The 19370-nt window shown below is 55.1% G+C and carries 19 protein-coding genes; 16 read left to right on the plus strand and 3 right to left on the minus strand.

Going from position 1 to position 19370, the window contains the following annotated elements:
• Nucleotide 1: 1 nt before the first annotated feature.
• The 8 genes from KIH26_RS01215 to KIH26_RS01250 all read left to right on the plus strand — a co-directional run bounded on the left by KIH26_RS01215 (nt 2) and on the right by KIH26_RS01250 (nt 10711).
• On the plus strand, nt 2-1012 hold the full coding sequence (locus KIH26_RS01215) for an ABC transporter substrate-binding protein (RefSeq protein ID WP_213441655.1): 1011 nt from the start codon (nt 2-4) through the stop codon (nt 1010-1012).
• A 93-nt stretch (nt 1013-1105) separates the two neighbouring features.
• Nucleotides 1106-3340: an ABC transporter permease gene (locus tag KIH26_RS01220; RefSeq protein ID WP_213441657.1), complete on the plus strand. Its 2235-nt coding sequence runs from the start codon at nt 1106-1108 to the stop codon at nt 3338-3340.
• Between the two features lie 46 nt (nt 3341-3386).
• Nucleotides 3387-4433: an ABC transporter ATP-binding protein gene (locus tag KIH26_RS01225; protein WP_213441659.1), complete on the plus strand. Its 1047-nt coding sequence runs from the start codon at nt 3387-3389 to the stop codon at nt 4431-4433.
• Between the two features lie 34 nt (nt 4434-4467).
• Nucleotides 4468-5427: a transaldolase gene (gene tal, locus KIH26_RS01230; RefSeq protein ID WP_213441661.1), complete on the plus strand. Its 960-nt coding sequence runs from the start codon at nt 4468-4470 to the stop codon at nt 5425-5427.
• 1 nt (nt 5428) lies between these two features.
• On the plus strand, nt 5429-6997 hold the full coding sequence (gene pgi, locus KIH26_RS01235; protein ID WP_213441662.1) for a glucose-6-phosphate isomerase: 1569 nt from the start codon (nt 5429-5431) through the stop codon (nt 6995-6997).
• A complete protein-coding gene (locus KIH26_RS01240) occupies nt 6994-7623 on the plus strand; it encodes an HAD-IA family hydrolase (protein WP_213441664.1) in 630 nt (209 codons plus the stop codon). Before pgi ends, KIH26_RS01240 begins: the two co-directional genes overlap by 4 nt.
• A 245-nt stretch (nt 7624-7868) precedes the next feature.
• Nucleotides 7869-10040, plus strand: coding sequence for a DEAD/DEAH box helicase (locus KIH26_RS01245; RefSeq protein ID WP_213441666.1), 2172 nt, complete (start codon nt 7869-7871; stop codon nt 10038-10040).
• Between the two features lie 185 nt (nt 10041-10225).
• Entirely contained in the window at nt 10226-10711 is a 486-nt protein-coding gene (locus KIH26_RS01250; RefSeq protein ID WP_249660904.1) for a hypothetical protein, read from the plus strand.
• 34 nt (nt 10712-10745) lie between these two features.
• Here the strand turns inward: KIH26_RS01250 and KIH26_RS01255 are convergent, their stop codons facing one another.
• Nucleotides 10746-11243 carry a DinB family protein gene (locus tag KIH26_RS01255; protein WP_213441668.1) on the minus strand — a complete coding sequence of 166 codons (498 nt, stop codon included), beginning with the start codon at nt 11241-11243 and terminating at the stop codon, nt 10746-10748.
• Nucleotides 11244-11405: 162 nt separating this feature from the next.
• Here KIH26_RS01255 and KIH26_RS01260 point away from each other — a divergent pair, with 162 nt between their 5' ends.
• From KIH26_RS01260 to KIH26_RS01295, 8 genes are all read left to right on the plus strand, one after another.
• On the plus strand, nt 11406-11651 hold the full coding sequence (locus tag KIH26_RS01260) for a CopG family transcriptional regulator (protein WP_213441670.1): 246 nt from the start codon (nt 11406-11408) through the stop codon (nt 11649-11651).
• Nucleotides 11623-12075 carry a PIN domain-containing protein gene (locus KIH26_RS01265; protein WP_213441672.1) on the plus strand — a complete coding sequence of 151 codons (453 nt, stop codon included), beginning with the start codon at nt 11623-11625 and terminating at the stop codon, nt 12073-12075. The genes KIH26_RS01260 and KIH26_RS01265 overlap by 29 nt, the downstream gene beginning before the upstream one ends.
• Complete coding sequence (gene hisC, locus KIH26_RS01270) at nt 12072-13154, plus strand: histidinol-phosphate transaminase (protein ID WP_213441674.1); 1083 nt, start codon at nt 12072-12074, stop codon at nt 13152-13154. Before KIH26_RS01265 ends, hisC begins: the two co-directional genes overlap by 4 nt.
• A 26-nt stretch (nt 13155-13180) precedes the next feature.
• Nucleotides 13181-13771 carry an imidazoleglycerol-phosphate dehydratase HisB gene (hisB, locus tag KIH26_RS01275; RefSeq protein ID WP_213441676.1) on the plus strand — a complete coding sequence of 197 codons (591 nt, stop codon included), beginning with the start codon at nt 13181-13183 and terminating at the stop codon, nt 13769-13771.
• 69 nt (nt 13772-13840) lie between these two features.
• On the plus strand, nt 13841-14500 hold the full coding sequence (hisH, locus tag KIH26_RS01280) for an imidazole glycerol phosphate synthase subunit HisH (protein WP_213441678.1): 660 nt from the start codon (nt 13841-13843) through the stop codon (nt 14498-14500).
• A 45-nt stretch (nt 14501-14545) separates the two neighbouring features.
• Nucleotides 14546-15304 carry a 1-(5-phosphoribosyl)-5-[(5-phosphoribosylamino)methylideneamino]imidazole-4-carboxamide isomerase gene (gene hisA, locus KIH26_RS01285; RefSeq protein WP_213441680.1) on the plus strand — a complete coding sequence of 253 codons (759 nt, stop codon included), beginning with the start codon at nt 14546-14548 and terminating at the stop codon, nt 15302-15304.
• A gap of 4 nt (nt 15305-15308) precedes the next feature.
• Nucleotides 15309-15737: a hypothetical protein gene (locus KIH26_RS01290; protein WP_213441682.1), complete on the plus strand. Its 429-nt coding sequence runs from the start codon at nt 15309-15311 to the stop codon at nt 15735-15737.
• 75 nt (nt 15738-15812) lie between these two features.
• Nucleotides 15813-16640 carry a D-hexose-6-phosphate mutarotase gene (locus tag KIH26_RS01295; protein WP_213441684.1) on the plus strand — a complete coding sequence of 276 codons (828 nt, stop codon included), beginning with the start codon at nt 15813-15815 and terminating at the stop codon, nt 16638-16640.
• 2 nt (nt 16641-16642) lie between these two features.
• Here the strand turns inward: KIH26_RS01295 and KIH26_RS01300 are convergent, their stop codons facing one another.
• Both KIH26_RS01300 and KIH26_RS01305 read right to left on the minus strand, forming a co-directional pair.
• The gene (locus tag KIH26_RS01300; RefSeq protein ID WP_213441686.1) at nt 16643-17821 is read right to left on the minus strand and encodes a trypsin-like peptidase domain-containing protein; all 1179 of its coding nucleotides are present in this window, start codon (nt 17819-17821) and stop codon (nt 16643-16645) included.
• Between the two features lie 178 nt (nt 17822-17999).
• The gene (locus KIH26_RS01305; protein ID WP_213441688.1) at nt 18000-19313 is read right to left on the minus strand and encodes a sulfatase family protein; all 1314 of its coding nucleotides are present in this window, start codon (nt 19311-19313) and stop codon (nt 18000-18002) included.
• Nucleotides 19314-19370: the final 57 nt, after the last annotated feature.

Below are 19370 nucleotides of genomic sequence, written 5' to 3' on the forward strand. Positions count from 1 at the left end.
CATGAAAAAACTATTTGCCCTGTCGCTCTTGACCGTGGCTGCTGGCGCTGCTCAATCACAAACCATCAACATCATTTGTTCGGTGCAGGCCGAGTGGTGCAACATGATCAGCACGGTGTATGCCAAGACCACGGGTACGAAAGTGAACGTGACGATGAAAGGCTCGGGAGAGGCGCTGGCGCAAATCATTGCGGAAAAAGACAATCCAAAAACAGATATTTGGTTTGGCGGCACAGGCGATCCGCATTTGGCGGCCGCTGAACAGAATCTCACGATGGAATACAAATCGCCTGCTATGGGGCAGTTGCATAGCTGGGCGCAGCAGCAAGCTGAGCAATCCAAATTTAAAACCGTGGGCATCTATTCTGGCCCGCTTGGCTTTGGCTACAACACCGAATTGCTGGCTAAGAAAAAGCTACCTGCGCCTAAAGCTTGGGCAGATTTGGTGAAGCCTGAATACAAAGGCGATATTCAGGTGGCCAACCCCGGCTCCAGCGGCACGGCCTACACCATGGTAGCCACGCTCGTGCAACTCATGGGCGAAGACAAAGCCTTTGACTACATGAAAGCGCTGCATAAAAATATCAGCCAATACACCCGCTCGGGTACGGGGCCGATCAAATCTGCAGCGCGCGGCGAGACGGCGGTATCGATTAGCTTCGTGCACGATGGCGTGGGCGAGAAAATGGCTGGCTTTCCTATTGAGACCGTGACACCTAGCGATGGCACGGGCGCTGAAATCGGCTCGATGAGCATCATCAAGGGCACACGCAATTTGGAAGCGGCAAAGAAATTCTACGAATGGGCTTTGACGCCTGGCGCGCAAGAAATGGCCGTGGCTGCCAAGCAATTCCAAGTGCCATCAAACAAATCAGCCAAGAATGACGCGCGAATTCCTGATTTCAAGAAAATCAAATTCATTAATTACGACTACGCGAAATACGGCTCTTCTGCTGAGCGCCGCCGCTTGATTGCGAAGTGGGAAAAAGAAGTGAATTCGCTGCCGCGTTGATTTGAGCTAGCGACTCATGCGCTGCGCATCAGTGCGTAGCGCATTTTTTTCGGCTCATTGCAATGTTCTAGGTTTTCGCGTGACATCAAGACTATGAATCAAAACATCACCGACTCCAGCGCCCACCCCAATCGTGCCATTGTGGCTTGGCTCGTGATTGGCTTACTGGCCTATCTCGCCTTGCCTTGGTATGCGATTCAAGACAGCAATGGTTTGCTGCAAATCCCGAATGTCTTCAGCAGCTCTGAAGCTGGCAATGGATTGATGCAAGCGAGTACGCATGGTAGGCCTTGGTTGTGGCTTGGCTTAGGTGGCTTGCTGCTTGCAGGTATTGCAGCGGTGATGCTGCCGACACGCAAACAAGGCGCCGTGTTAATCGCGGGCGGTACATTTGGTTTGCTCGGGCTTCTCGGCTCGGCTTTCAGCATCGGCGCAAAGGGCTGGTCGTTTGCTTGGATGAATGCGAGCTTTGGCGAGCTGGCTTCTAATCAGTTTGGTATCGGTTGGGGCGCGGTGATCGCGCTCGTGGCGCTAGTCGTGCTCACAGCATTCGGTGCAGCGCGGCGCGGCTATTTCAAAGGCGATTTATTCATTGCGGCAGCCGTTTTTGGCTGCGCAGCACTACTTGCGCTCTTCATCATGTTTCCGGTGCTCAAAGCGCTCAGTGCCGCATTCTTCGCGCAAGCAGATGATGGAACGAGCAGTTTCGCGCCGACCTCCATGTGGGCGCGCATCGCAAGCGAGCGTAACTTTGGCCTCAGCTGCTTCGTTGGCGGCCAGCGCTGCGGTGTGGCATGGAATACGCTCTTCCTCGGCATCATGACGGCGACATCGACGACGATTCTCGGCACGCTCATGGCACTGATGGCTGAGCGCGCCAACAAGCGCTATACCAAGCCGCTGAATATTTTGGCCATGCTGCCGATCATCACGCCTCCTTTCGTGGTGGGCCTCGGCTTGATCTTGCTCTTTGGCCGCGCAGGTGTGGTGAATCAAGGCTTGGAATGGGCGTTTGGCATTGAGCCCACGCGTTGGTTCTACGGCTGGTTCGGCGTGTGGGTGGCGCAGACCTTTGCGTTCACGCCGATTGCCTTCATGATCATGCGCGGCGTGGTGCAGGGCATTGCACCGTCATTAGAAGAAGCGGCACAAACGCTTCGCGCTGATCCGCATCGCACGTTTATGACGGTGACATTGCCTTTGCTCAAGCCCGGCTTGGCCAATGCTTTCTTGGTGGGCTTCATTGAAAGCATGGCTGATTTCGGCAACCCGATTGTGGTGGGCGGGCAATTCAGCGTGCTCTCTACTGAAATCTTTTTCGCTATCGTCGGCGCGCAATACGATCAAGGCCGCGCCGCATCACTCGCTTGGATTTTGACGGGCTTCGCTTTAGCCGTGTTCGCCATTCAACGCAGCTTGCTCGGCAAACAAAACTTCACCACCGTGAGCGGCAAAGGTGATTCAGGCATTGCGATGCCACTGCCGCCTAGCGTGAAGCGCATTGTGTATGCCACCGCCTTGCCTTGGATGGCCTTTACCGTGATCGTGTATTTGTTTGCTTTCGCTGGCGGCTTTGTGCAAACCTGGGGGCGTGATTACACGCTCACGCTCTCTCACTTTAAAAATGCTTTCGGCATAGAGATGGGTGAATTCGGCCTCGTGTGGGCGGGCACAGCTTGGAATTCCTTGTGGACGACTTTGAAGCTCGCTGCGATTTCTGCGCCACTCACGGCAACAGTCGGCCTGATGATCGCCTATCTGCTCGCGCGCACCGAATTCAAAGGCCAGAGCGCCTTCGAGTTCTCCGCGTTACTCGCCTTCGCCATCCCTGGCACGGTGCTCGGCGTGAGCTACATCTTGGCGTTTAACGTGCCGCCGATTGAGCTCACTGGCACAGCGCTGGTGATCGTGCTCTGCTTTATGTTTCGCAACTTGCCCGTGGGCGTGCGCGCGGGCACAGCGGCATTCAAGCAGCTGGATAAATCGCTCGATGAAGCTTCCATGATGCTGCGCGCCAGCTCCGTGCAAACGCTGCGCCATGTGGTGTTGCCGCTGCTCAAACCGGCTTTGGTGGCCGCGCTGGTGTATAGCTTTGTGCGCGCGATCACCACAGTGAGTGCGGTGATCTTCTTGGTGACTGCTGAAAACGAGCTGGCCACCACCTACATCATTGGCCGCGTGGGCAATGGTGATTACGGCATCGCACTGGCGTATTGCACGGTGTTGATCATTTTGATGAGCTGCGCCACGGCACTCATCCAATTCCTCGTGGGCGAGCGCAAGCTAGGGCGGCGCAAGGGCGCGGCTGCGCCCATATCTGCACATTAGGCAGCACATTGAACTAACAACAATATTTGAAAAACAAGGAAACACCATGAACCACGGCGTTGAATTTAAAAACATCACCAAGCGATACGGCTCGGATGCCTCCGCGCCTCTGGCCGTCAAAGGCATCACATTCGAAATCAAAAAAGGCTCGCTCACTACCATTCTTGGCCCCTCCGGTTGCGGCAAGACGACCACGCTGCGCATGATCGCTGGCTTGGAATCTCCCACTAGCGGCCAAATCATCATGGATGGCCAAGACGTGACCACGCTCGGCCCCGCGCAGCGCAATGTGAGCATGATGTTTCAAAGTTATGCGCTCTTCCCGCATATGGACGTGATTGAAAACGTGATGTATGGCTTGAAGATGAGTAATGTTCCCAAAGCGCAGGCGCTTCAACGCGCCACCGATGCTTTGAAAAACGTCGGCTTGGTGGGCTACAACGAGCGCTTGCCCAGCGAGCTCTCGGGTGGCCAACAGCAGCGCGTGGCGCTAGCGCGAGCGCTGGTGCTTGAGCCTGCGGTGCTGCTATTTGATGAGCCACTATCAAACCTCGATGCTCGACTGCGCCGAGAAATGCGCGAAGAAATTCGCGGCCTGCAGCAGCGCTTGGGGCTGACCGTGGCATACGTCACGCATGATCAAAGCGAGGCGTTGGCAGTGAGCGATCAGATCATTGTGATGGATCACGGCATCATCGCTCAGCGCGGAACACCCCAGGATTTGTATGAGTTCCCAGCCTCTGAATTCGTTGCAGGCTTCATGGGCGAGGCGATGCTGTTCCCCGCTGAATCGCTGGCTACAGGGCAAGTCAAGCTCGGGCCTTTGCAGCTCACGCCGAAGAAGCCTGTGGCTGCGGGCAAGGTGAAAGTGGCTGTGCGCCCTGAGGCTTGGCAGATCAATCCGCCCGGCTCGGGCATGGCGGCCAAGCTCGCTAAGAGCGCGTATTTGGGCAGCTTTTATGAATACACCTTTGAGAGCGAGCTCGGCTCGATCTTTGTGGTGTCGCCAGATTTGGTGAATGTGCTCACCGTGGGGGCAGATGTGTCGCTTTCGCTGAGTTCGCACGGCGTGTCAGTTGTTGCCGTGTCGTAACTGATTTGCCACTTTCAAGTTGGATAATGGCGATATGAACCAACCCACCAATCAATTAACGGCTCTCAAACAATTCACCACTGTCGTCGCCGATACCGGCGATTTCAAGCAGCTCGCGCAATTTCAGCCGCAAGACGCCACGACCAATCCGTCGCTCATCTTGAAGGCCGTGCAAAAGCCAGAATACGCGCCACTCATTGCACAAGTCAAAGCAGCGCACCCGAATGCGCCGATGGATGAGCTGATTGATCGCCTCGTTGTGCGCTTCGGCCAAGAGATCGTCAGCATCATTCCAGGGCGCGTGTCGATGGAAGTGGATGCTCGGCTCTCGTTTGATCAAGCCGCCAACGTGAAACGCGCTAAGCGCATCATCGCCATGGCTGCTGCGGCAGGCATTCCGCAAGAGCGCATCTTGATCAAGCTGGCCTCCACTTGGGAAGGCATTCAAGCTGCGGGTGAGTTAGAAAAAGAAGGCATTCATTGCAATCTCACCTTGCTTTTCGCTTTCTGCCAAGCCGTGGCTTGCGGTGAAGCCAAGGTGCAACTCATCAGCCCATTCGTCGGCCGGATTTACGATTGGTACAAAAAATCTGCTGGCGCAGCTTGGGTGGAAGCTGATAACGCGTTAGACAACGACCCCGGCGTGAAATCCGTCACTCGCATCTACAACTACTACAAAAAGAACGGTATCAAAACCGAAGTGATGGGTGCAAGCTTCCGCAATGTCGGCCAGATCACTGCGCTGGCAGGCTGTGATTTACTCACCATCAGCCCAGAGCTTTTACAGCAATTATCAGCATCAAATGAGCCACTGGCCGGCGTATTATCTGCGCAAGCAGCTATGAAATTGGAAGCGCCTGCCATGAGCTACAACGAAGCTGCATTCCGATTTGCATTGAATGAAGACGCCATGGGTACGGAGAAACTCTCCGAAGGCATTCGGGCTTTTGCCGCCGATGCGATCAAGCTTGAAGCTTTGATCAAGGCGGCTTGAGATGACGCGTTGCGATCAAACTACCGCATGGAAGAAGCTTGGCGAGCATTTCAATGCGCAAGGCAAAAGCTTCGACGCACGCATTGCATTCGCGCTAGATGCGGAAAGAGTGAGTACGCTGAGCCAAACTGCGCCACATATCTTTGCTGACTTGTCTAAAAACCGAATAGATGCAGCGACCGAAGCGCTCCTCATGCAACTCGCGCGCGAGTGCGGGCTGGAAGCGCAGCGCGATGCGATGCTCACCGGTGAAGCAATCAACAGCACGGAAGGCAGAGCAGTTTTACACACACTTTTAAGGCAAAAACTGCATATCGCCGGCGTAGGATCTGCGCAAAGTGCTATTAATTCAGGAGTAAATGCAGACAAACTGCAAGACGTACATTCAGTGCTTTCTGCGATGCTGACCTATGCAGAAACGATTCGCGCAGACGATGAGATCACCGATGTCGTCAACATCGGCATTGGCGGCTCTGATCTCGGCCCTGCGATGGCCACGATTGCGCTGGATGAATTCGTCACTCCGAAGAAGCGTTTCCATTTCGTATCGAATATTGATGGCCACGAGCTCGCCGCCACGCTCAAAACGCTCAAAGCCAAAAACACACTCTTCCTCATCGCCTCCAAAACCTTCACCACGATTGAGACGATGACGAATGCGCAATCTGCCAAAGCGTGGTTCACGGCGCAGGGCGGCACGGATACTGCACGCCACTTCGCGGCGCTCACCACGAATGTGAAAGCCGCTAACGAATTCGGCATCACCACCACCTTCGGCTTTTGGGATTGGGTTGGCGGGCGCTACAGCCTGTGGTCAGCCATTGGGCTGCCGCTGGCGATAGCGATTGGTGCAGATAACTTCCGCCAATTCCTCAACGGCGCAGCCGAGATGGACGCTCATTTCGCCACCGCGCCCTTAGAGAAAAATCTCCCCGTACGCCTTGGCCTGCTCGATGTTTGGTATCGCAATTTCCACGGTTTCACCAGCCGCTGTGTCGCGCCTTACCATTCCGCGCTGCGCCGCTTCCCCGCATATTTGCAGCAGCTCGAAATGGAGAGCAATGGCAAGCGAGTAGACAAGGGCGGCCAAGCGCTGCCTTTTCACACCAGCCCCGTCGTCTGGGGCGAGCCCGGCACGAACGGCCAGCATGCCTTCTTCCAAATGCTGCACCAAGGCACAGAAGTCATCCCGCTCGAATTCATCGCCGTGAAGCGCGCTGCGCATAGCATGCTAGATCATCACACCAAGTTGCTGGCCAATGCCATCGCGCAATCTCAAGCCTTCTTGCAAGGCAAAGTGAGTGAAGATGGTCACCGCCATTTCCCTGGCAATCGCCCGAGCTCTTTCTTCGTGCTCGACGAACTCACGCCAGCATCTCTCGGAGCACTCATCGCTTTGTACGAACACCGCGTCTTCGTCAGCGGCGCGATCTGGGGCATCAACAGCTTCGATCAATTCGGTGTCGAGCTGGGCAAAGTCTTAGCCAAAGATGTGGAGGCGCGTTTGCACTCGGGCAATGTGCTAAGTGTTGATGCATCTACTGCAGCTTTGATCACAAAATTGAAATGAACATCGTTTTCGATTTCGGCGCCGTACTCGTGAACTGGCGACCGCAAGAAGTGGTACGCAAGCATTTCCCTGGCTTCGCGCATTCGCCCGAAACAGCAGCGCGGCTCGCTAATGATTTATTCGCGCATTTTGACTGGCAAGAGTTCGACGCAGGCCGCTTGAGCCCCGAAGAAGTTTCTCAACTCACAGCAAAGCGTTTGAAACTCGGTTTAGAAGCTGTGCAGCAGATGGTGTACGACATTGAAGACCATATCACACCGATTCCATCATCTGTGCAGGTGTTGCAGAGTTTGTACGCCACAAAAGTGCACAAGTTTTATTTCCTCTCCAACATGCCTGTCCTCTACGCGCGCGGCCTAGAGCGCCATGCCTTCATGCGCTGCTTCGATGGCGGTATCTGGTCTGGCGATCATGGCCTTGTCAAACCGCAGCCTGAAATCTTCCACAAGCTCGAAGCGATGTATGGCCTAAGAAATCAACAAACTGGCCAACAAATCCTCTTCATCGACGATCACCCCGCCAACATTGCGGCTGCTCAAAAAGAAGGTTGGGGTACTCTGCATTTGACCGATCCCTCTAAGTTGCCAGAGCTGTTACTTGCCAAGCTCGCCCAATCCATGCCATAATCCGTCTTTCGGGTTTTCCCTGATCCGAATTTTGTGCATCGCCAAACACCTTGGGCAATTAAAACGCATTAACACTGTCGTTTAATTAGCCACCGCGCCAGAGCTCATTGCAGTATCTGATCCGCGTGACACTTGTTGGATGGTTGATGTGATATCAATCCGTCCGAAAGTGGTCAATACCCCCGACCCTTCAGACATTTATGGACTCCGCGCCAGAGCTACAGCTTTGCGCGGAGAACGCTCGCATGAACGACTTTACTGAAGAATTTAAATCTGTTTCCGCTGAAAACAACGATGTTGCCGGCATGGAATCTGCCCCAATTGCTATTGAAGTAATAGCAAACGAAGACTTGGCTGAAGAGGCCATTGTTGTGCCTGCCGGCCCCAACCCCTTCGAAGAGCTCGGCCTCGCTCCTTCCATCGTTAAGGCGATTGCAGACCTCGGCTACACCCAGCCCACCGCCGTGCAAGCGCGTGTTGTGCCTTTGGCCATGACCGTTGCCACCAGCGAAGGCGAAAACAACATCAACGATTTGATGGTTTCCAGCCAAACCGGCTCCGGCAAAACAGCCGCCTTCTTGCTGCCTATCTTGCACCGCTTGGAGAGCGAGCAGCGCAATCGTGAGCGCGAAGAAAGCTTGGCTTGGGCCAAAGTGCTTGAAGAAGCTGCTGCCAAAGGCGAAGCCCCTCCCAAGAAGGCCAAGCGCAAAAACCCGATTGACCCACGCAATTTCAAAGCCGCCACGCCCAAGGCGCTCGTGCTCTGCCCGACCCGCGAGCTGGCTCAGCAGGTTGCCAACGATGCCATCGAACTCGCTCGCCACATGACAGGCGTGCGCGTGGCCAACGTGATCGGCGGCCTGCCGTATCAAATTCAAATCGCCAAATTGCAAAACGCTGATCTCGTGGTCGCCACGCCTGGCCGCCTGCTCGATCTGCAGCGCAATGGCCAGATCAAATGCGAAGGCGTGAAATGCCTCGTGCTCGATGAGGCAGATCGCATGCTCGATCTCGGCTTCTCTGATGATCTCGCCGCGATTCACCAGCTCACCGAAAAGCGCGAGCAGACTATGATGTTCAGCGCCACATTCGCTGCGCGCATTCAGCAGCTCGCCACCCGTGTGATGCGCGACAACGGCAAAGCCGCGCAGCGCATCACCATCGACAGCCCGCAAGAAAAGCATGCCAACATCACCCAGAAACTTTTCTGGGCCGACAACTTGGTGCACAAGCGCAAGCTGCTTGACCATTGGATGCGCGAGACGAGCATCGTGCAAGCCATCGTGTTTGCCAGCACGCAAATCGAGTGCGACGCGCTCGCGCAAGATCTGGCCGATGCCGGCTTTGATGCCGCAGCATTGCACGGCGCTCTGAGCCAACACCTGCGCAACAAACGCCTCAAAGCGCTGCGCGATGGTCACATTCAATTCCTCGTGGCGACAGACGTTGCCGCACGCGGCATTGACGTGCCCTCCATCTCCCACGTTTTCAACTACGGCCTGCCCATGAAGGCCGAGGATTACACGCACCGCATTGGCCGCACAGGCCGCGCAGGCCGCGACGGCATGGCCGTCACATTCGCCGAGCCGCGTGATCGTTTCCGTATCCGCGATATTGAAGACTACACACGCCAGCAATTCCGCCCCGACGTGATCCCCGGCCTCGAGCCGACCGAGCGCGTGCGCGAGAAGAAGCCGTTTGGCAAATTCGGCAATAGTGGTGGCGGTTTCGCTGGGCGCTCCAACGGCGGCGGCTTCGGCGGTGACCGTCGTGGCGGTTTCAACGACCGTGGTGGAGATCGCGGCTTCGCTGGCAAATCAGGCGGCGGTGGTTTCGGTGGCCGCTCTGGCGGTTTTGGTGGCGACCGTGGCGAACAACGCAGCTTCGGCGGAGATCGCGGCGCGGATCGTGGTGGTGAGGGCTTCGGCGCACGCTCCGGTGGTTTTGGTGGCGGCAACGATCGTGGTTTCGGTGGTCGCTCCGACAACCGTGGCTTCGGCGGTGGTTTCCAAGGCAATGACCGTGGCGAGCAACGCAACTTCGCCCCACGTGGCGACGACAATCGCGGCCGCGAAGGCAGCTTCGGTGGCGGTTTCGCAGGTAAGTCTGCAGGCAGCTTCGGCGGCGGTGAACGCAACAGCGGTGGCTTCCAAGGCAACGACCGTGGTGACCGTGGCGGCAATGGTTTCGCAGGCAATGGCTTCAAGCCCCGCGCCCCAAGCTTCGGTGCAGGCGGCGGCAACGGTTTTAGCGGCGACAAATTCGGCGCTAAAGAAGGCAAAAGCTTCAGCAAACCAGCCGGCGATTTCAAAGGTGGCTTCAAAGACGGTTTCAAATCCGCCCCCAAGCCCTTCGCCAAATCCGGCTTCAAGCCAGCAGGCAAAAGCTTCGCCAGCAAAGCGCCTCGCAAGCCTTGATCTGAGCTAAACCTCCGGTGCGCGAAAGCTCACTGAAAAGTAAAGCCGCTGTTCCTTCTGGAAGAGCGGTTTTTTCGTTGGCACTCATAAACTTAATGCCGTGCATTTTTTGCACCTTAAAAGCTTGTCGCAATAACGCAAGTATGGTTCTATATTGCTGAGAAATTTTGCCAACGAGTATCGCTATGGATAAGAAACCGCTTTATCGCAAAGTCAACACAACTGCCAGAGGTGTATTTCACCTGCACAGTAAGGATTTCAGTGATTCGAGACGAGCAAATACTTCAACACTGATGGAATCTAAACGTTCAGTGATGCATGGCAAAAAGCAGCGCGGTTTAGATTACACACCACTCTTCAAATTTCTCTTATCAAAAATCGGACAGAGCTGGAGTGCCGTTCATTCTGAGGCAATATCCAGACTGGATAGTGAAGAGCCGATTTTCTGGCTGGTAGCGATCCGTGCAGAAGAAAAAAAAGAATATGTGCGTCTCGGCGAGGCAAGTTATTACAGCGGGCTCTATGTTGACGAAGAGGGCTTGCTGCAGTTAGTGAACTCGAAAATAAGTGCTGAAAGCCTTGCGCCTCAATGCGCTTGCTGTACGCATACTTTCAACGGAGTTCGATTCACAAGAAAGTATGACCCAGCTCATTTGCTTAGTGCGTGGTGATTCACTCTACAGCGACTGTTTAACTGTTGAGGTACTACGCCGCACGTCTCCCTGGCTCTCTCACATGCAAAAACTTCGTCAGCAAATCTCGCGGAGCTGCGACTGAAATGGATTTGAGGATTTGGCCGACGTTGCCTCGGTGGTAAGCGCCGTGGGTGATGATGTGTGCGAGCATTTCTTCGCGGGTCATGCGGCCTGCGTCGCCGTCTGTGAATTTGAAAGCGATGTTTTCTTTGAGTTGTTCGGGCGTAATGGATGTGCTGTATTGCTCGTACCAAGCGTCTGTTTCGGCCACGGCGAATTGCAGCTCGCCTAGCTCGGGTGTTTCATCGGTGTTGGTGGCTTTGTAGCTGTGGGCTTGGCCGAGCAGGTGGGCACGGAAGATACGGTCAACGACGTAGATGTGGTTGAGCATGCGGATGGCGGCGTGCAGCGCATCTGCATGCTCTGGCGCTGTGACGGTGGCGAGCTGGTTGTAGAGCTCGTTGTTGGCCCAAGTCTTTTGGGCGAATAGGGTGGGTAGGAGGCTCATGAGGTTGGCTCTTTGGTGAATAGGTTCACTATAAAAACAGTAGCACTTCGCGCACATTCTATGCCGGTGAAGTGCTTAAAACGGCATAAAAATTGATGAAGAAATGAGCATTGAATTAACACTATTTTAGTGTTGCACGAATTCCGTGTTAATATTCTGGCCATGAAAAACGTCACCATCACTATGGAAGATCACGTGGCCGATTGGGCTCGTGTGGAGGCGGCTAAGCAGAATGTGAGCTTATCTCGCATGCTGGGCGAAATCTTGGCGGAAAAGATGCGCCACGACGATGCCTATGAGCGCGCTTATCAAGAATGGAAATCAGACCAGCGCAGCTACACAAGCGATGGCACAGGCTACCCAAAACGAGACGAAATTTATGCCGAGCGCCTTGCCCGTATTCGTTGATACCAATGTGTTGATTTACGCCGAGGATCGCGCGGATGCGCACAAGCAAAGCGCGGCCAAGCAGTGGCTGGATTGGCTTTGGCAAAACCACAAAGGGCGACTGAGCACGCAAACGCTCAATGAGTTTTATGTGGTGGCGAAGCGAAAGCTGGAAGGTATTTCTCAAGGTGATGCGCGAGCGAAAGTGCGGCGCTATCAGGCTTGGAAGCCTTGGGTGTTGGATCATCAAACTGTCGAGACGGCTTGGGGCATCGAGGCGAACTATGGCTTCAACTACTGGGATTGCTTGATCTTGGCTTCTGCTCAGCAGCAGGGCTGTGCTTATTTGCTCTCTGAAGATATGCAAGACGGCCAGCTGATTGGCTCCGTGCGCATCGTGAATCCGTTTTTGCACTCTCCTGAATCTTTCTTTCAAACGCCATGATTTCCCCTCTAAAATTTATTCGCCAAGATGTGCAATCCATGCACGCTTATGCCGTGCAAGACAGCAAGGGCTTCATCAAGCTGGATGCGATGGAGAATCCGTTTACTTTGCCTGCTGCGCTGCAAGGTCAGTTGGGCGAGCGGCTGGGCAAGGTGGCAATCAATCGCTATCCCGGCACGCGGATTGATGATCTGAAAACTGCTTTGCGTGCGTATGCGCAGGTGCCTGCTGACTATGGCCTCATGCTGGGCAATGGCTCGGATGAATTGATTTCTTTGTTGGCGATGGCTTGCGATATTCCAAACGCCAAAATCCTCGCCCCGCTGCCCGGCTTCGTGATGTATGCCATGAGCGCGCAGCTGCAAGGCTTACAGTTCATTGGCGTGGATTTGACAGCGGATTTTGAGCTGGATGGGGCTGCGATGCTAGCTGCAATTGCCAAAGAAAAGCCAGTGATCACTTACTTGGCATACCCGAATAATCCTACAGCCAACTTGTGGGATGCTGGCGTGATCAAGCAAATCATTGCCGCCTGCGCCGCGTATGGCGGCATGGTCGTGATGGATGAGGCGTATCAGCCTTTCAGCAGTAAAAGCTGGATGGATGAGATCAAAGCCGCGCCTGCTGCAAATGCCAATGTGCTCCTCATGCGAACACTGAGCAAATTCGGCCTCGCAGGCGTGCGCCTGGGCTACATGACGGGGCCGCAAGCGCTGATCCATGAAATCGACAAACTCCGCCCGCCCTACAACATCAGCGTGTTGAACGCTGAATGTGCCCTTTTTGCACTCGAAAATTCAGATGCTTTTAGCCTCCAAGCCCAGCAAATATGTGCGCAACGTGCTCATCTTTTAGGAGCGATTGGGCAAATGCCTAAGCTCAAGGCTTACCCATCAGATGCCAACATGATCACGGTGCGCACACCAGACGCCGATGCGGCCTTCGCACATCTCAAAAGCCAAGACATCTTGGTCAAAAACATCTCCAAAATGCACCCGCTGCTCAAGAACTGTATCCGTCTCACCGTCGGCACACCCGATGAGAACACCCAAATGCTCTCTGCCCTGCGCGGAATCTAAGCCGCAGCCTCTGCGACAATACACCCATGCAACGCAAATCCGAAGTCACCCGCAACACCAAAGAAACCCAGATCACCGTCGCTTTGAATCTGGATGGCACAGGCAAGGCCGATCTGCACACTGGCATTGGTTTTTTTGACCACATGCTCGATCAGATCGCGCGTCACGGTTTGATTGATCTGTCGATCAAAGCAAATGGTGATCTGCATATTGATGGCCATCACACGGTGGAAGACGTGGGTATCACGCTCGGTCAAGCGGTGGCGCAGGCTGTGGGCGATAAGGCGGGCATTTGGCGCTATGGGCATGCTTATGTGCCTTTAGACGAAGCCCTGAGTCGTGTCGTGGTGGATTTCTCTGGCCGCCCCGGTTTGCATATGCATGTGGATTTCAAGAGCGGCATGGTCGGCGGGTTTGACACGCAGCTCATGTATGAATTCTTCCAAGGCTTTGTGAACCATGCGCAATGCACGCTGCACATCGACAACCTCAAGGGCGACAACGCGCATCACCAGTGCGAGACGATCTTCAAAGCCTTCGCACGCGCCGTGCGCGCCGCACTCACGCTCGATCCGCGCAGCGCGGGGGTGATCCCTTCGACCAAGGGCAGTTTGTAAGCTATTTTTAAAGCCTTTTAGGCAGTTCGCCGGCATAGAATCTGCGCGGAGTGCTATTAAATCAATAGTATGTCTGATTCCTTGAAATCCACCGTCGCCGTTGTTGATTACGGCATGGGCAATCTGCGCTCCGTCGCCAATGCGGTGAAAGCCTCCGCGCAAGGCACGGCATTTCAAGTCGTCATCACGCAGCGCCCCGAAGAAGTGCGCGCAGCGCAGCGCATCGTGCTCCCCGGCCAAGGCGCGATGCGAGATTGCATGGCATGCCTCAAAGATTCTGGCTTGCAAGAAGCCGTGCTCGAAGCTGCGGCGAATAAACCGATGTTTGGCGTCTGCGTCGGCATGCAAATGCTGCTCGACTATTCCGATGAGCAAAACACACCCGGTTTAGGCCTCTTCAAAGGTGCGGTGCATAAATTCGAGCTCCAAGGCCGTTTACAGCCCGATGGCAGCCGCTACAAAGTCCCGCAAATGGGCTGGAATCGCGTGTTTCAAACCCAGCCGCACCCGATCTACGCAGGCGTGCCCGACGAAAGTTGGTTCTATTTCGTTCACAGCTTTTACGCCAAACCGTCGATTGCTGCACACAGCGCAGGTGAAACCGAGTATGGCAACCGCTTTACAGCCGCCCTCGCACGCGATAATATTTTCGCCACACAATTTCACCCAGAAAAAAGTGCAGCCCAAGGCCTCCAGCTTTATCGCAATTTCCTCCACTGGAATCCCTGAATTTCACCCGTTCGCCCTGAGCTTTAGTCGAAGGGCACTCCAATCATGATTCTCATCCCCGCCATTGACCTCAAAGACGGCCAAGCCGTGCGCCTCAAGCAAGGCGATATGGACCAATCTACTGTATTCGGTGATCCCGTAGAAATGGCGCAGCGCTGGATCGATGCTGGCGCACGCCGCTTGCATCTCGTTGACCTGAACGGTGCATTCGCCGGCAAACCGCAAAACCTAGCTGCCGTCAAAGGCATATTGAAAGCCATCCAAGCCCACACCGATGCAGGCAACGACCCCATCCCCGTGCAGCTCGGCGGCGGCATCCGCGATCTCGACACGATTGAGCGCTACATCGACGCGGGCTTGGAATACGTCATCATCGGCACAGCCGCAATCAAAAGCCCCGGCTTCTTGCAAGACGCCTGCACAGCCTTCGGCGGCCGCATCATCGTCGGCCTCGACGCCAAAGACGGCAAAGTCGCCACAGACGGCTGGAGCAAACTCACCGGCCATGATGTGGCCGATCTCGCCAAAAAATACGAAGACTACGGCGTGAATTCCATCATCTACACCGACATCGGCCGAGATGGCATGCTCTCAGGCATCAACATCGAGGCCACAGTAAAACTCGCCAACGCCAGCAGCATCCCCGTCATCGCATCAGGGGGCCTCTCCAACATGCAAGACATCGAAAAGCTCTGCGCGGTTGAGCACGAAGGCATAGAAGGCGTGATCTGCGGCCGAGCGATTTATTCGGGGGATTTGGATTTTGCGGCGGCGCAGGTGAGGGCGGACGAGCTCGGCGCTTGATGCGATGGCAGATGGATTTGAGCTAAAAATTCAGCCTCTTTCAAAAGAGGAAATCGATCAGATTCGCGGCTTGGTTGATGAAACTATTTCTCGATGGCCAGACACCAGCGGTAAAAACTCGATTGTCCGTTTGGGTCTGTATGAATTCACTTGGACAGTCAATTCTTTGGATCAAACGACAGCAGAGAATATGGCTTGGGTGTTCTCTGAGATTGGATTCAAGACCGAGCTATTGATTCGAGACGCACAGCTTCCGGGCGAAGTCGTCGCAAATACTTTCTACGCAGTTTTATTGAAACGACAAGCCGTGTTTCATCCAGACTATTTATTCGGTGAGGCGTTGTCGATTGCTACAGTTGCGCAGATGCATTCTTGCCATCTTGAGGGCTTTCAGATCGACGGGCATCAACCTCAAGCCGGCCGTATCTTTTAGGGCCGATACCAAACCCAATCAGTTGACGATGGGCTGCATAAGGTAGTTAACCAATTGCTTTAAGAAACTCACATCATGCTCCCTCAAATCAAACTCCAATCCCAAACAGGCAACGCCACCATCACCGAACACGGAAGCCAAGTCCAATCTTGGCAAACCGCAGATGGGCAAGAGCAGCTTTATGTGAGTCCGCGTGCTGTGATGGATGGGCAGGCGGCGATTCGGGGTGGGGTGCCTTTGTGTTTTCCGCAGTTCAATATGCGGGTGTTGGGCACGAAGCCTTTGCCTAAGCATGGCTTTGCGCGCAATATGCCTTGGGCGCTGGTGTCTCAGGATGAGCAGAGCGTGCGCATGGAGCTGGCCAGCAATGAGGCCACGCTGGCCATCTGGCCGCATGCATTTCGCGCGGGGCTGGATGTGCGGCTAGAGCAAAACAGCCTGCGCGTGAGCTTTGATGTGGTGAACTCTGGGCAAGAGGTTTTCTCGTTTGCTTTGGCGCTGCACACCTATTTTCATGTGAACGATATTCATGATACGTCGCTGAATGGCTTGGAAGGCTGCGCATATTGGGACGCAGTGAAAGATCCTCATCAGCCATTGGCGCGCAGCAAGGATACGGCCGCATTGAGATTCGGCACAGAGACAGATCGCGTGTATGCCAACGCGCCGCGCGAGTTGAGGCTGCAAGATGGCGCACGTGTTCGACGCATCACGCACAGCGAGAGCTTGCCCGATACCGTGGTGTGGAATCCTGGACAAAGCTTGTGCGCCCAGCTCAAAGATATGCCAGCGCAGGGCTGGCGGCAGATGTTATGCGTGGAGGCCGCGTGTATTGAGCAGCCTGTGCACTTGTCTGCGAATCAGCGCTGGCAAGGCTGGCAGCAGATTGAATTGATGGCTTAGGTTTAGCGCTGCTGCTGCACGGGGCGCTTAGGACGCGGTGCTGGCGTCACATCCAACTCCAAGCTTTTATCCGCGCGTCGCACACTGAATTTGGCAGTGCTGCCAGGTTTGAGAGCGGCGACGTTGGCTAGTAAGCCAGGCACATTTGCCACCGAGACGCCTGCCACTTGCGTGATCACATCACCGGGCTGAATGCCAGCTTTAGCGGCCGGCCCGTTTTGCAGCACGCCTGTGATGATCACGCCTTGCAGCGAGCCACCTGCAGATTTCAGATTGAAGGTTTCTGCCAGTTCGGAAGTGAGCTCTTGCGGCTCGACACCGATCCAGCCGCGTGTCACTTGGCCGTCTTTCACCAAACCATCCATCACCATGCGAGCAGTTGACACGGGGATGGCGAAGCCAATGCCCATGCTGCCGCCGGAGCGGCTGTAGATGGCGGTGTTGATGCCGAGCAGGTTGCCGTTCACATCAACCAATGCACCGCCGGAGTTGCCGGGGTTAATCGCAGCGTCAGTTTGGATGAAATTTTCGAAGGTGTTGATACCGAGCTGATTGCGGCCAAGCGCGCTCACGATGCCAGCTGAGACGGTTTGGCCAAGGCCGAAGGGGTTGCCGATGGCCAGCACTTGGTCGCCCACCTGCATGCTGTCTGAGCTGCCGAGCACGATGACGGGGAGATTGTCTAAATCAATTTTGAGCAAGGCCAAATCTGTTTCGGGATCCGTGCCGATGATTTTGGCCTTGGCTTTACGCGCATCGTTGAGCGTGACTTCGATTTCGTCTGCGCCTTCAACCACGTGGTTGTTCGTCAAGATAAAGCCGCTGGGGCTGACAATCACGCCTGAGCCCAAGCCGCTTTGCTGTTGCTGGGGCTGATCGCCAAAGAAGAAGCGAAACCACGGGTCACTGGAGCGCGGATTGGCTTTGGCAGAAGTTGCAGTGGCGATGCTCACCACGGCGGCGGATGCTTTTTGCGCAGCAGCGCGGTAGCTGCCTGCGGGAACCACGCTGGGGTTTGCTGCAGGGGCTTGGATAACGGGGACGACGCCATTGGTAGGCGCGCTACCAAAACCGATGCGTGGTGCGCGCCCGAGCCAATCCGGTTTGAGTGTGGCCACCACGAAATAAGCCGCCAGCAAGACGGTCACTGCTTGAGAAAAGAGAAGCCAAAATTTACGCATAGCGTGATTATCGCCCAACAGTCTCGATATTTGTCAAGTGAGATACTATAAATTCGATAGCATCTTGCGCATATTCCGCGCCGGCAAACTGCCTAAATTGCTTGATTATCCGGGCGTCTGAGAAACTCGACCCGTTCGCTCTGAGGTTGATGGCTGATCAGGCTGAATTGCTGAAAAATCACCGCGAAGGCATATCTTTGATGCCGAAGCCTAGACTCACTGTTGCATCTTCTGGAATTTCAAGCATGCTCGCTGCCCAGGTTTCCCATTGCGCGCGCATTTGAGCGAGGCGCTGCGGTTCACGGCTTGCGTGGTTGGCGCGCTCGCGTTCATCGGCGGGGATGTTGAAGAGGTATTCGTTCTCATCCACTTTCAAGTATTTCCAATCTCCGCTGCGGTAAGCGCGCTGGCTGCGGTGATTCATGCGCCAATACAAAGGGCGCTCGAATTCAGGACCGCCATGCAAAACGGTTAGGAGTGACACACCATCCAAAGCCTGCTTGGGTTGTGCGCCACCAGCTTCAAGCATCGTCGCGCTCCAATCCATCGTGAGGCAATGCTGCTGGCTCACACCGCCCGGTTGGATACCTGCAGGCCAATGCGCGATGTAGGGCACGCGAATGCCGCCTTCGGTCAAATCCATCTTGCCGCCCACCAGTGGCCAGTTGTCTGAGAAGCGCTCACCGCCGTTGTCGCTGGTGAAGACGATGAGCGTGTTGTCGAGTTGGCCGTTTGCTCTTAGCGCTTGAACGAGTTGGCCGATACCTTCGTCCATGTGATGGATCATCTTGCGGTAGCTGTGGATATTGCCTCCGCTTAAATGAAAGAGATTTTTGGCGATGTCGGGAGCGATGTGTGCATCATCGCGCGTTTCCCAAGGCCAATGCGGTGCGGTGTAGTGCAGGCTTAAGAAAAACGGCTTGCCATCTTTGCTCATGCGCTGCACGTAATCCACCGCGCGATTTGAAAGCAAATCCGTCAAATAGCCTTCTTCGTGTTTTTCTTCTTCGCCGAAATACAAATCATGGCTGCCATTGGTGGCACAGTGGGTGAAGTAATCCACACCACCGCTCATCGGGCCAAAGAATTCTTCGTAGCCGCTCTTCAAAGGGCTGAAATGCGGTGGGTAGCCCAGATGCCATTTGCCGATCAAAGCCGTGCTATAGCCTGCATCGCGCAGCATACTGGGGAGCGTGGGCAGCTCAGGCGGCAGGCCGAGGGTGACGCTGCCTTTGACAGTTTTGAGCGGCTCATCCAGCGCGCCGCGCAAGCGATATTGCCAGCGCGCCGTCATGAGCGCAAAGCGCGTGGGCGAGCAAACAGGGGAATTGCTGTAGCCCTGCGTGAATCTCAAGCCGCTCGCAGCGAGCGCGTCTAAATTCGGCGAGATGGATTGTTTGCCAGTGCCATCAAAGCCGCGCCCGCCATAGCAGCCCAAGTCGGCATAACCGAGATCGTCGGCCACGATGAAGATGATGTTAGGACGTTGCATGAAGCCATTGTGTCTTAAGCGGCGCAGCGTTTAAGATGGTGAAACTACCTGCCAGCC

Source organism: Variovorax sp. PCZ-1, from assembly GCF_018413605.1.
GTDB lineage: Bacteria > Pseudomonadota > Gammaproteobacteria > Burkholderiales > Burkholderiaceae_C > JANMDU01.